Genomic DNA, 13,651 nt, shown 5'->3' on the forward strand with positions numbered 1-13,651 from the left:
GGTCCCGCGGTGGGCCGTCCCGAACCCCGGACCTGTGACCTCTGCCCCTTCGGCCTCAGGAGGCGCGGCTCAGCGCGAACCACAGCTCCATGCGCACGTCCGGGTCGTCCAGGTCCGCGCCGAGCAGCGCCGCGCAGCGCGCGATCCGCTGGCGCACCGTGTTGCGGTGCACCCCGAGCGCCACCGCCGTGCGGTCCCAACTGCCGTGCAGGGAGAGCCAGGTGCGCAGGGTGGTGATCAGCGCCTCGCTCCCGGCCAGGGGGGCGAGCAGCACGCGCGCGTGGGCGTCGGCCTCCTCGGGGGCGAGCAGGGCGGCGAGGCCGTTCTCGTGGTGGCGTACGAGGGGCTGCCGGGTGGCCTCGGCGCGGCGCAGGGCGCGGGCCGCGCGGACGTCGGCGGCGGGCAGGTCGCCGGGGGCCGCCGGGGCGGCGACGCCCAGGGTCCAGCCGTCCGTCGCGGTGACCTCGTGGCCCGCGGGGACGAGGAGGCGTACGACGTCGTCCCGCGGGTCGACGAGTCCGGTGCCCAGCGCCGCGGCGAGGGCGGCAGCGGCCAGCGGGGTGCGCTCCCCGCGCGCGTGGACCACGGTCCACAGATCGCTCCCCAGGAGGGCGCCGGCCTCCTCCGGGGGTGCCCCCAGGAGCAGCCGCACCAGCGCCGCCGAGCGGGCCGCCTCCGAGGCGCCCTGGTGCTCGCCGGTGAGCAGCGACAGCAGCACGACCGCCGCCCCGGCGATGGTGTGGTCGCCCGGTTCGCGGCGCTCCGTGGCGACCCCGAGCGCGAAGCCGCGGCCGCCGCCCAGGGCGTAGGCGGCCAGGTGGGTGGCCTCCACCGTGTCGGCGGCGGACGCCGGGGCGGCGGGCGCGGGGCGGCGCACGACCCCGGTCAGCTCCCGCAGTGCGTCGCGCGCGGCGTCCCGCACCTGCCCCGCGGCCTGCAGCTCCGCCCCGTCCGGCCCGTACAGCACCGCGGCCCCGCCGAGCCTGGCCGCCAGCTGGCGCAGCACGGCGGGGACCGGGTCGGGCCGTGCCGCGGCCGTGGCGAGACCCTGCTGCGCCTCCGTGACGCGGCGCAGCTCCGCGTGCCGCGCCTCGGCCATGAGCCGCCACACGGCACGCGCGACGCCGCTGAAGGTGGTCCGCGGCGGGACCTCGACGAGCGGCAGGCTGTACCGGTCGCAGGCCTCGGCCAGGGCGCGCGGCACCGTGTCGTGCACGGGCGCGACGCCGAAGCCGAGGGCGGCGCCGCCCGCCGCGAGGATCCGGGCCACGTAGTCGTCGAGGTACGCGGCCGAGCCCGCCGGGTCCGTGATGTGCACGCCCGCGGTGAGGAGCAGCTCGCCGCCGAGCAGGTACGGGTAGGGGTCGGCCATCTCCGAGGTGTGCACCCACTGCACGGCCGTGCCCGCGGTCCGCGCGTCGGGGCCCGCGATCTGGCGCAGGCCGAGGTCCTCGCGGGCGAGCAGCGCGGCGAGCGGGACGGGCGGGGTGGGGGGAGCCGTGAGGTCGGCCATGGTGGACGTTCCATCCGTCTGGGGCGCGGAGAGTGGAGGAAACGTACACTTCAGCGTTGCTTTCCGGCCACTTAAGGTCGTGCCGACCGCAGGCCTCGGGTACGGGCGGATGTCCCCGCGGCCGGTCCTCACCCCCATCTGCACGACACGCCACCGAGGTGCGCGAAGGAGGCCCCCCTTATGGCCGTCGACTACACAGTGATCGTCGTCTATCTCGCCGGGATGCTGGCCATGGGCTGGTGGGGCATGCGCCGCGCCAAGTCCAAGAGCGAGTTCCTGGTCGCCGGGCGCCGCCTCGGGCCGTGGATGTACTCCGGCACCATGGCCGCCATCGTCCTCGGCGGCGCCTCCACCATCGGCGGCGTCGGCCTCGGCTACCAGTACGGGCTCTCCGGCGCCTGGATGGTCTTCACCATCGGCCTCGGACTCCTCGCGCTGAGCGTGTTCTTCTCCGCCCGCATCGCGCGCCTGAAGGTGTACACCGTCTCCGAGATGCTCGACCTGCGCTACGGAGGGCGCGCGGGCGTCATCTCCGGAGTGGTCATGTGGGCGTACACGCTGATGCTCGCGGTCACCTCGACCATCGCGTACGCCACGATCTTCGACGTCCTCTTCGACCTGAACCGCACCGTGGCGATCGTCCTCGGCGGCTCGATCGTCGTCGCCTACTCCACGCTCGGCGGCATGTGGTCCATCACGCTCACCGACATGGTGCAGTTCGTGGTGAAGACGATCGGAGTGCTGCTGCTCCTGCTGCCCATCGCGGTCGTCAAGGCCGGCGGCTTCGGCGAGATGAAGGCGAAGCTGCCCACCGAGTACTTCGACCCGCTGGGCGTCGGCGGCGAGACGATCTTCACGTACGTGCTGATCTACACCTTCGGCATGCTCATCGGGCAGGACATCTGGCAGCGCGTCTTCACCGCCCGCAGCGACAAGGTCGCCCGCTACGGAGGCACCGTCGCGGGCACCTACTGCCTCGTCTACGCGATCGCGGGCGCCGTCATCGGCACCGCCGCCAAGGTCATGTACCCAAAGCTGCCGAGCGCCGACGCGGCCTTCGCGACCATCGTCAAGGACGAACTCCCCATGGGCGTACGGGGACTCGTCCTCGCGGCCGCCCTCGCCGCCGTGATGTCGACGTCCTCCGGAGCGCTCATCGCCTGCGCGACCGTCGCCAACAACGACATCTGGTCACGGCTGCGGGGCGCGGTCACCGAGGGCGGCGACGAGCCGCACGACGAGGTCAAGGGCAACCGCGCCTTCATCCTCGTCATGGGCGTCGGCGTGATCGTCATCGCCATCGCGCTCAACGACGTCGTCGAGGCCCTGACCGTCGCCTACAACCTCCTCGTCGGCGGCCTGCTCGTGCCGATCCTCGGCGGTCTGCTGTGGCGCCGCGGCACCGCGGCCGGCGCGCTCGCCGCCGTCGCCGTCGGCGGCCTCTCGGTCATCGGGCTCATGTGGGGGTACGGGATCCTCGCCAACGAGCCCGTCTACTACGGCCTGCTGACCTCACTCGCCGTCTACGTAGTGGTCTCTTTCGCGACGAAGCCCACCGACGCCGCGGTCCTCGCCGCCTGGCGCGAACGCCTCGCAGGGCGCGGCGCCGACCCCGAGCCCGAGACCGAACCGACCCCCGTACCTCAGTAAAGTCAGAAAGCGCCCACAAAGCGCATCGAAGCGTAAAAAGGAAGGCACTCCCCACCATGAGCAGCAACGAGACGCCCCGCGGCCCCGTCGACTCCTCCCGCATCCCCCGGTACGCGGGCCCGGCGACGTACGCCCGGCTGCCCCGCCTCGACGAGGTCGGCGGCAAGGCGGACGTCGCGGTGGTCGGCGTGCCCTTCGACTCCGGCGTCTCGTACCGCCCCGGCGCCCGCTTCGGCGGCAACGCGATCCGCGAGGCCTCCCGCCTCCTGCGCCCCTACAACCCGGCACAGGACGCCTCGCCCTTCGCGCTCGCACAGGTCGCCGACGCGGGCGACATAGCGGCCAACCCGTTCAACATCAACGAGGCCGTCGAGACCATCGAGGCCGCCGCCGACGACCTCCTCGGCACGGGCGCCCGCATGATGACCCTCGGCGGCGACCACACCATCGCCCTCCCGCTGCTCCGCTCGGTCGCCAAGAAGCACGGCCCGGTCGCGCTGCTCCACTTCGACGCGCACCTGGACACCTGGGACACCTACTTCGGCGCCGAGTACACGCACGGCACGCCGTTCCGCCGCGCCGTCGAGGAGGGCATCCTCGACACGGAGGCGCTCTCCCACGTCGGCACGCGCGGCCCGCTGTACGGCAAGAAGGACCTCACCGACGACGAGAAGATGGGCTTCGGCATCGTCACCTCGGCCGACATCTACCGCCGCGGCGCCGACGAGGTCGCCGACCAGCTCCGCCAGCGCATCGGCGACCGCCCGCTCTACATCTCCATCGACATCGACTGCCTCGACCCGGCCCACGCGCCCGGCACCGGCACCCCCGAGGCGGGCGGCATGACCTCCCGCGAGCTCCTGGAGATCCTGCGCGGCCTCGCCTCCTGCAACCTCGTCTCGGCCGACGTCGTCGAGGTCGCCCCCGCCTACGACCACGCCGAGATCACCGCCGTCGCGGCCTCCCACACGGCGTACGAACTGACGACGATCATGTCCCGCCAGATCGCGGAGGCGCGCCTGCCCCGCCAGGCGGTGGGCGAGCGGTGAGCCACGACCACGACGTAGTCCTGCGGCCCACCGCCGCCCAGACCGAGGCGGCCCTGAACCCACCCCCGGGCCGCAACGGCGGCGACCTCGTCGTCGAGACCCTCGCCGGGCTCGGCGCGACCACCGTCTTCGGCCTGCCGGGCCAGCACGCGCTCGGCATGTTCGACGCGCTGCGGCGCTCCTCGCTCTCGTACGTCGGATTCCGCGTCGAGAACAACACGGGGTTCGCGGCGGACGCGTACGGCCGGATCACCGGCGAGGTCGCCCCGCTGCTGCTCTCCACCGGGCCCGGCGCGCTCACCTCGCTCGCCGCGCTCCAGGAGGCGGCGGCGGGGTCCTCGCCGGTTCTCGCGATCGGCAGCCAGGTGCCGGTGGCGGGGCTCGGCGGCGGCCGCCACGGCTACCTGCACGAACTCCGCGACCAGCAGGCCTCGTTCCGCGACGTCGTGAAGTCCGTGCACACGGTCCGCACGGCCTCGCAGATCCCCTCCGCGATCGCCGCGGCCTGGGAGTCGGCGCTCACCGCGCCGCACGGCCCTGTCTGGGTGGAGATCCCGCAGGACGTGCTGCTCGCCGAGACGACGCTGCCGGTCGTGACGGCGATGGACGCGACCCCGGAGGAGGTCGTGCCGCGCCCCGAGCTGACCGCCGTCGCCGCCGATCTGCTGTCGCGCGCCGAGCGGCCCGCGATCATCGCGGGCGGCGGTGTCGTGCGCTCGGACGCCTCCGGCAAGCTCCTCGCGCTCGCCGAGCTGGTGAACGCGCCCGTCGTCACGACCTTCGGCGGCAAGGGCGCCTTCCCCTGGGAGCACCCGCTCTCGCTCCAGTCGTGGCTGGAGGACCGGCACACCACGGACTTCCTGGAGGACGCGGACGTCCTGCTCGTCGTCGGCTCGGGGCTCGGCGAACTCTCCTCGAACTACCACACGTTCAAGCCGCGCGGCCGGGTGATCCAGATCGAGGCGGACGCCGGGAAGCTGGAGTCCAACCACCCCGGAATCGGCATCCACGCGGACGCGCGGATCGCCCTCTCCGCGCTCCTGGAGACGATCGAGGCGCCCAGGGAGGACCCCTCGGCCCCCGAGCGGGTCTCCGCCGTGCTGGGGAAGGTCCGTGAACGCATCGCCGCGCAGGACCTCACCCTGGAGCAGCAGGTCCTCGCCGCCGTCCGCGACGCCCTGCCCGACGCGGCACCGTCCTTCTGGGACATGACGATCCTGGCGTACTGGGCGTGGTCGGCCTTCGACGCGCGGCGCCCGAACACCATGCACTCGGCTCAGGGCGCGGGCGGCCTCGGCTACGGCTTCCCCGCGGCGCTCGGCGCGGCCGTCGCGGACCCCTCCCAGCCGGTCCTCGCCGTGTCCGGAGACGGCGGCGCGATGTACTCGATCGCGGAGCTGGCCACGGCGAAGCAGTACGGCCTGCCGGTGACCTGGCTGATCGTCGACGACGGCGGCTACGGCATCCTGCGCGAGTACATGTCCGACGCCTTCGGCGAGGCGACGGCGACGGAACTGGCGCGGCCCGACTTCGTCAAGCTCGCGGAGTCCTTCGGGGTGCCGGGCGTGCGGTCCTCCCCGGAGACGCTCCGCGACGACCTGGCGAAGGCGCTGGCCGAACCCGGCCCCTCCGTAGTGGTGCTTCCGGCCCTCCTGAAGATGTTCGCGCCGACGCACCTGGACCCGCATCCGGGCTGACCTGCCAAGATTTTCATACAAGTCATACAACCCTTCACCGGTACCGGTGAGTCATGTGAAGCGAGCGCGTCGGGGGGCGCGCTTGTACGGGCCCCAAGGGTCTTGTACGGACCCAAGGGGATGGGAAGAAAAACCATGACTCACCCGGTATCCGGGATATCCCGGCGCGCCCGCATGCTCTCGGCCGGACTCGCCGCAGGAGTGCTCGTGCCGCTCGGCACGGCCGCGACCGCGACGCCCGCCGTCGCCGCGCCGGCACCCACGGTCGCCTGCACGTCCGCGCAGGCCGGCCTGGCCGCCAAGCTCACCAAGGACATCACCGCCGCGCTGAAGAACCGCAAGGGCACCGTCGCCGTCGGTCTCCACGACCGCACCACCGACACCACCTGCACCCTGCGCGCGGGCACCTCGTTCGACTCGGCGAGCGTCGTCAAGACGACGGTCCTCGCGGCGCTCCTGTGGGACGCGAAGAAGACCGACCGGAAGCTGACCGAGCGCGAGTCGGACCTCGCGCACGCCATGATCACCACGTCGGACAACGCCGCGACCAGCACGCTCTGGCGCCAGCTCGGCACGGAGAAGATCAAGGGCTTCCTCAAGGCCGCCAAGATGACGAAGACCGTGCCGGGATCCGGCGGCTACTGGGGCCTGACCCGGATCAACGCGACCGACGAGCAGAAGCTCCTCGCGCTGATCACCGCCAAGAACACCGTCCTGAGCGACAACGCCCGCGCCTACATCCTCAAGCTCATGGGCAAGGTCGTCTCCTCGCAGCGCTGGGGCACCCCGGCGGGCGCCCCGTCCGCCGTCAAGATCCACGTCAAGAACGGCTGGCTGCAGCGGTCGACCCACGGCTGGCGCGTGCACAGCATCGGCGCGTTCAAGGGCGGCGGCCACGACTACACGATCTCCGTGCTCACGCACGGCAACAGCACGATGAACTACGGCGTCGCCACGATTCAGGGGGTCGCCAAGGCGATCCACAAGGACCTCACGCCCCGTGCGGCGTCGGTGAGCAGGTACACGCCCACGAATCAGCCCCGTGAGGCCTTCGTGGCGGTGCCCGGGAACTGACGTTTGTTGCGGCGGGATGAAATCCGCGTCCTGCCGCGTTGGGTCTCTCGGCAGGTCAGGTCGACGGGAGGCAGCACGTGGCGCAGCAACGGGGTGGGGCCGGGCCGGAGAATTCCGGCTGGGCCAAGCGGCTCACCGGGTACGCGTGGCGGTATCCGAAGGACGTCGTGCTCGCGCTCGGCTCCTCGCTCGGCGGCATGGCCGTCATGGCCCTCGTGCCGCTGATCACCAAGGTGATCATCGACGACGTCATCGGACAGGACGGCCAGGGCGGCGGCCGGCCCATGGCGCCCTGGGCCGGCGCGCTCATCGGCGCCGCCGTCATCGTCTACGTCCTCACCTACATCCGCCGCTACTACGGCGGCCGCCTCGCCCTCGACGTCCAGCACGACCTGCGGACCGAGATGTACGGCACGATCATGAAGCTCGACGGGCGGCGGCAGGACGAGCTGTCCACCGGGCAGGTCGTCGGACGCGCCACCAGCGACCTCCAGCTCATCCAGGGCCTGCTCTTCATGCTGCCGATGACCATCGGCAACATCCTGCTCTTCGTGATCTCCCTCGTGATCATGGCGTGGCTCTCCCTGCCGCTCACCCTCGTCGCCCTCGCCGTCGCCCCCGCCCTCTGGTTCATCGCCCGCCGCTCCCGCTCCCGGCTGCACCCCGCCACCTGGTACGCGCAGGCCCAGGCCGCCGCCGTCGCCGGCGTGGTCGACGGCGCCGTCAGCGGCGTACGCGTCGTGAAGGGGTTCGGGCAGGAGGAGCAGGAGACCGGAAAGCTCAGGGAGGTCGGGCGCAAGCTCTTCGCCGGACGGCTGCGGACCATCCGCCTCAACGCCCGCTACACCCCCGCCCTCCAGGCCGTCCCCATGCTCGGCCAGGTCGCCATGCTCGCCGTCGGCGGCTGGCTCGCGGTCGAGGGGGACATCACCCTCGGCACGTTCGTCGCCTTCTCCACCTACCTCGCCCAGCTCGTCGGCCCCGTGCGCATGCTCGCCATGGTCCTCACCGTCGGACAGCAGGCCCGCGCGGGCGTCGAGCGCGTCCTCGAACTCATCGACACCGAGCCGAGCATGGCGGACGGCACCAAGGAGCTGCCCGCCGACGCCCCCGCCACCGTCGAGTTCGACGACGTCGGCTTCGGATACGAAGACGACCGACCCGTCCTCAGCGGCCTCTCCTTCGAGATCCGGCCCGGCGAGACCCTCGCCGTCGTCGGTTCCTCCGGCAGCGGCAAGTCCACCGTCTCGCTGCTCCTGCCGCGCTTCTACGACGTGACGCACGGCGCCGTCCTCATCGGCGGCCACGACGTGCGCCAGCTGACCCTCGACTCCCTGCGGTCCGCCATCGGGCTCGTCCCCGAGGACTCCTTCCTCTTCTCCGACACCGTGGGCGCCAACATCGCCTACGGCCACCCGGAGGCCACCCGCGAGGAGATCGAGACCGCCGCCCGCGCCGCCCAGGCCCACGGATTCATATCCGACCTGCCCGAGGGGTACGACACCAAGGTCGGCGAGCAGGGCCTCACCCTCTCCGGCGGCCAGCGCCAGCGCATCGCGCTCGCCCGCGCCATCCTCACCGACCCCCGCCTCCTCGTCCTCGACGACGCCACATCGGCGGTCGACGCGCGCGTGGAGCACGAGATCCACGAGGCGCTGCGGGGTGTGATGGCGGGGCGGACGACGCTTCTCATCGCCCACCGCCGCTCCACCCTCGGCCTCGCCGACCGCATCGCCGTCCTCGACGAAGGCCGCCTCGCCGACCTCGGCACGCACGACGAGCTGGAGGAGCGCTCCGCCCTCTACCGGCGGCTGCTTACCGACCCCGACGAGCTCGGCGGCGTCTCGCCGGGCCACGCCCTCCCCGCCGACCTGCCCGAGGACACCTCCGTACGCGACGAGCTCGACGCCGAGTTCGACGCGGAGCGCGGCATCACGCCCGCCCTGTGGACCGGCGACCGGGAGCCGAAGGACACCACCCTCGCCGGGATGCCGTCCACCCCCGAACTCCTCGCCCAGGTCGAGGCGCTGCCCCCGGCCACCGACACCCCCGGCATCGACGAGGCGCGGGCCGTCACGCCCGAGGAGTCGTACGGGCTGCGCAGACTGCTCGGCGGGTTCGGGGTGCCGCTCCTGTTCAGCCTGCTGCTCGTCGCCGTCGACGCGGGCATGGGGCTGCTGCTTCCCGTCCTGATCCGGCACGGCATCGACGAAGGTGTCAACGAGCTGGCGCTCGGCGCCGTCTGGGCCGCGGCCGGGCTCGCGCTCGCCGCCGTCGCCGTGCAGTGGGTGGCGCAGACCGGCGAGATGCGGATGACCGGAAGGACCGGCGAGCGGGTCCTCTACTCGCTCCGGCTGAAGATCTTCTCGCAGCTCCAGCGGCTCGGACTCGACTACTACGAACGCGAGCTGACCGGGCGCATCATGACCCGGATGACGACCGACGTCGACGCGCTGTCCACGTTCCTGCAGACCGGCCTCGTCACCGCGTTCGTCTCCGTCGTCACCTTCTTCGGCATCATGGCCGCCCTGCTCGTCATCGACGTGGAGCTCGCCCTCGTCGTCTTCGCGACCCTGCCGCTCCTGATCGTCGGCACGTACTTCTTCCGCAAGGCCAGCGTGAAGGCGTACGAACTGGCCCGTGAGCGCGTGTCCGTCGTCAACGCCGACCTCCAGGAGTCCGTCGCCGGGCTGCGCATCGTGCAGGCCTTCCGGCGCGAGCGCGCGGGCGCCGAGCGGTTCGCCGAGAACAGCGACAGCTACCGCAAGGCCCGCATCCGCGGCCAGTGGCTGATCTCCGTGTACTTCCCGTTCGTGCAGTTCCTGTCGTCCGTCGCCGTCGTCGCCGTACTCATCGTCGGCGCGGGCCGCGTCGAGGCGGGCACGCTCACGACCGGCGCGCTCGTCGCGTACCTCCTCTACATCGACCTGTTCTTCGCACCCGTGCAGCAGCTGTCCCAGGTCTTCGACGGCTACCAGCAGGCGTCCGTCTCGCTGGGCCGCATCCAGGAACTGCTCCAGGAGCCCACGTCCACGGAGGCCGCGAAGGAGCCGCTGGAGGTGCTCTCGCTGCGCGGCGAGATCGCCTTCGAGGACGTCGACTTCGCGTACGCGGCCACCGGCGAGGGCGCCCCCGAGGAGGCGCTCAGCGACGTACGCCTGCGGATACCCGCCGGGCAGACCGTCGCCTTCGTCGGCGAGACCGGCGCGGGCAAGTCGACGCTCGTGAAGCTCGTCGCCCGCTTCTACGACCCCACCGGCGGCCGCGTCACGGTCGACGGCACGGACCTCCGCTCCCTCGATCTCACCTCGTACCGCCACCGCCTCGGCGTCGTGCCGCAGGAGGCGTACCTCTTCGCCGGCACGGTCCGCGACGCCATCGCCTACGGCCGTCCCGACGCCACCGACGCACAGGTCGAGGCGGCCGCCCGCGCGGTCGGCGCCCACGACATGATCGCCACCCTGGAGGGCGGCTACCTCCACGAGGTGAGCGAGCGGGGCCGCAACCTCTCCGCCGGGCAGCGCCAGCTCATCGCGCTGGCCCGCGCCGAACTGGTCGACCCCGACATCCTGCTCCTCGACGAGGCGACGGCCGCCCTCGACCTCGCCACGGAGGCGCAGGTCAACCAGGCCACCGACCGCATCGCAGGCAAGCGCACGACACTCGTCGTCGCCCACCGGCTGACCACGGCGGCCCGCGCCGACCGCGTCGTCGTCATGGACCACGGCCGGGTCGCGGAGGACGGCACGCACGAGGAACTGCTCGCGCTCGACGGGCGGTACGCGCGGCTGTGGCGGACGTTCGTGGGGGAGCCCGTCGAGGCGGCCTGAGGCGGCAGCGGACAGCACAGGGGGGGAGGGCACGGGACAGCGCGGGAAAAGGTGAGGTTCTCCCGCAACCGCAAGGGGCCCGGGCTGCGTCCGTACACCAGTACGCTGAGGCAGGAGTGGCGGGAGGGGCAACCGTGAGCAGTGAGCGGAGCAGTGGCCGGATACGACGGCGGCGGCTGACGCTCGGCACCGCCGTGCTCGCCGCCGCCGTGCTGCTCGCCCTCGCGGGCCCCGGCACCGCCTCCGCGGAGGCCGTCACCGGCCTCTGCGCGGGCCGCAAGGTGCGCACGCTCCCCTTCAGCACCGGCCGGGTCGACGTCTTCAAGACCCGCGGCTACGTCTGCGCCGTGGTCTTCGCCAAGCACACAGGGGCCCGCAAGACGATGTCCGTCAGCGTCCAGGCCCGCGGCAGCCGGCCCGCGCGCGACAAGGGCCGGTACTCCCACCACGCGGGGCCGGTGACGGTCCACGCGGGCCACCGCTGCGTATGGGTGAAGGGGAAGATCGGCAGGCACGGCGTCAGTTCGGGCTGGATTCTCTGCTGAGCCCGAGTGACCCGATGGGCGAACTCCCCCTGGTGCGGACCCAGTTGCTCCGTTAGGTTCCGGGGCATTGCTGTGTCGACAGGGGAGGGTGCATGCGCAAGACGCTCAGATGGGTGCTGTCGCTCGTGGTGCTGATAGGCACGGCGGGCGCGGCCGGAGCGACGACGACCGGGCCGGCCACAGCCGCGGAAACGGTCACCACAGACATCAAGGACAGGCTGCTCGCCATACCCGGCATGAGCCTCATCGAGGAGAAGCCGTATCCCGGATACCGCTTCTTCGTCCTCGACTACACCCAGCCGGTGGACCACCGGCACCCCTCCAAGGGCACCTTCAAGCAGCGCCTCACCGTGCTGCACAAGGACACCAACCGCCCCACGGTCTACTACACCAGCGGCTACAGCGTCTCCACGAACCCCGGCCGCCGCGAGCCGACACAGATCGTCGACGGCAACCAGGTCTCCATGGAGTATCGATTCTTCACGCCGTCGCGCCCCGACCCCGCCGACTGGTCCAAGCTCGACATCTGGCAGGCCGCCACCGACCAGCACCGCATCCACCAGGCCCTCAAGCCCATCTACGGCAAGAAGTGGCTGGCCACCGGCATCTCCAAGGGCGGCATGACCGCGACGTACTACGAGCGCTTCTACCCGCGCGACATGGCGGGCATCGTCGCCTACGTAGCGCCCAATGACGTCGTCGACAAGGAGGACTCCGCCTACGACGAGTTCCTCGCGGGCGTCGGCACCAAGGAGTGCCGCGACCGGATCCAGGCCGTGCAGCGCGAGGCGCTGGTGCGCAGGGAACTGCTGTCGGCGAAGCTCGCGGCGTACGCCGGGTCGGAGGGCTACACCTTCAAGACCGTCGGCACCCTGGACAAGGCCTTCGAAGCCGTCGTCATGGACCTGGTGTGGGGCTTCTGGCAGTACCAGCCCGCCGCCACCGCCTGCGGAAAGATCCCGGACGCGGCCACCATGACCGACCAGGCCCTCTTCGACTACGTCGACTCGGTGGGCGGCTGGTCCTCCTACACCGACCAGGGCCTCGCCCCCTACACGCCGTACTACTACCAGGCGGGCACCGAACTCGGCGCGCCCACCATCGCGCAGCCCTGGCTCGGCGACCTGAGCCGGTACGGCTACCAGCCGCCGCGGAACTTCGTGCCGCGCGAGATCCCGATGAAGTTCAAGCCGCACGCGATGCGGGACGTCGACCGCTGGGTGCGGCACAACGCGCACCGGATGATGTACGTGTACGGCGAGTACGACCCGTACGGCGCCGAGAAGTTCCGCCCGGCGCGGGGTGCCGAGCACGACAGCCATGTCTTCACGGCGCCCGGCGCGAACCACGGGGCGACCGTGGCGCAGCTCGTCGCCGACCAGAAGGCGAAGGCCACGCAGCGGATCCAGACGTGGGCCGGGGTGCCGTCCGACTCGGGCAAGCCGCTGGCCGCGTACGACAAGAAGCTCGACCGGCGTGACGTGCGGGAGGAGCGGACGCTGCGGCCGTAGCGCGGGGTTCTTCTCGGGAGGGGGCCGACGCACCGCGTCGGCCCTTTCGCGCGTCGGCCCCTACAGCCGTACCGCGCATCCCACGGGGCGTTTCCCGTCCAGGGTCACGTAGAGCCGCGTGGCGGCGGGGCACGCGGTGCGGTCCGGCACCGCCGACGTCACGCGGTACTCCGGGCGCCGCTCGCCCGAGCCGTCGCAGGCCGTCTCGCGCACCTCCCCACGCCCCGCGCCGTACACGCAGTCCCCGACGAGGGTCCGCGGACCGCCGCCACCACCGGGGTCACCGGGATGCGGTGGCTCCAGATTCCGCATGCAGGCGTAGCCCCGCGGGACCGCGCCGTCGCCGTCCTCGTCGACGGCGGGCCTGCTCTCGCTGATGTGCAGCACGAAGTCCGTGCGCGGCGGGCACGCGGGGCCCTGCCACGCCGTGCCGTCGTGGCGCGCGACGACCCGCGCGACCGCCCGTTCACTGGTGCAGGGGACCTCCGTGGCCGTCTCGCGGCCCCGCGAACCGCAGTCGCCCAAGGCGAGGAACACGGAGCCGGTGGGGCGGGAAGTGGCCGGGTCGGAGTCGGAGCCGCCCGATTGCCGGCAGCCGGTCAGGACGGCCGGCCCGGCCAGCGCGGTCAGTGCCGCCGTGACGGCGACCAGCAGTGTGCGGACGCGGGCAACCATGGCCATCCCCCCGATGCGCGCACCCCAGCCTGGCCCGCCGGAGCGGGCGCGCGCCAGGCACGCGGGGGGCTTTCGGTCGCTCGGGGGTGGCGCGCGGGCGGTGCGGC

Annotated in this window: 9 protein-coding genes; 7 read left to right on the forward strand and 2 right to left on the reverse strand. The window is 72.3% G+C overall.

The features are described from left to right. Nucleotides 1–55: 55 nt before the first annotated feature. On the reverse strand, nucleotides 56–1,513 hold the full coding sequence (locus AB0H82_RS01260; RefSeq protein ID WP_362987452.1) for a PucR family transcriptional regulator ligand-binding domain-containing protein: 1,458 nt from the start codon (nucleotides 1,511–1,513) through the stop codon (nucleotides 56–58). A gap of 180 nt (nucleotides 1,514–1,693) precedes the next feature. On the opposite strand from AB0H82_RS01260, the gene AB0H82_RS01265 reads away from it, so the two are divergent. From AB0H82_RS01265 to AB0H82_RS01295, 7 genes are all read left to right on the forward strand, one after another. Next, nucleotides 1,694–3,163, forward strand: coding sequence for a sodium:solute symporter (locus AB0H82_RS01265; RefSeq protein WP_362987453.1), 1,470 nt, complete (start codon nucleotides 1,694–1,696; stop codon nucleotides 3,161–3,163). Between the two features lie 56 nt (nucleotides 3,164–3,219). Beyond that, nucleotides 3,220–4,212, forward strand: a complete 993-nt coding sequence (speB, locus tag AB0H82_RS01270; RefSeq protein WP_362987455.1) for an agmatinase — start codon at nucleotides 3,220–3,222, stop codon at nucleotides 4,210–4,212. Next, nucleotides 4,209–5,909 carry a thiamine pyrophosphate-binding protein gene (locus AB0H82_RS01275; protein ID WP_362987458.1) on the forward strand — a complete coding sequence of 567 codons (1,701 nt, stop codon included), beginning with the start codon at nucleotides 4,209–4,211 and terminating at the stop codon, nucleotides 5,907–5,909. The genes speB and AB0H82_RS01275 overlap by 4 nt, the downstream gene beginning before the upstream one ends. A gap of 135 nt (nucleotides 5,910–6,044) precedes the next feature. Next, nucleotides 6,045–6,983, forward strand: coding sequence for a serine hydrolase (locus tag AB0H82_RS01280; protein WP_362987460.1), 939 nt, complete (start codon nucleotides 6,045–6,047; stop codon nucleotides 6,981–6,983). Between the two features lie 77 nt (nucleotides 6,984–7,060). Next, entirely contained in the window at nucleotides 7,061–10,813 is a 3,753-nt protein-coding gene (locus AB0H82_RS01285) for an ABC transporter ATP-binding protein (protein ID WP_362987462.1), read from the forward strand. Between the two features lie 134 nt (nucleotides 10,814–10,947). Beyond that, a complete protein-coding gene (locus tag AB0H82_RS01290; protein ID WP_362987464.1) occupies nucleotides 10,948–11,358 on the forward strand; it encodes a hypothetical protein in 411 nt (136 codons plus the stop codon). A 92-nt stretch (nucleotides 11,359–11,450) separates the two neighbouring features. Beyond that, nucleotides 11,451–12,869 carry an aminopeptidase gene (locus tag AB0H82_RS01295; RefSeq protein ID WP_362987466.1) on the forward strand — a complete coding sequence of 473 codons (1,419 nt, stop codon included), beginning with the start codon at nucleotides 11,451–11,453 and terminating at the stop codon, nucleotides 12,867–12,869. A 60-nt stretch (nucleotides 12,870–12,929) separates the two neighbouring features. Here the strand turns inward: AB0H82_RS01295 and AB0H82_RS01300 are convergent, their stop codons facing one another. After that, nucleotides 12,930–13,544, reverse strand: a complete 615-nt coding sequence (locus tag AB0H82_RS01300; protein WP_362987468.1) for a hypothetical protein — start codon at nucleotides 13,542–13,544, stop codon at nucleotides 12,930–12,932. Nucleotides 13,545–13,651: the final 107 nt, after the last annotated feature.

The sequence above is a fragment of the Streptomyces sp. NPDC050732 genome, from assembly GCF_040654255.1.
Classification (GTDB): Bacteria; Actinomycetota; Actinomycetes; order Streptomycetales; family Streptomycetaceae; genus Streptomyces.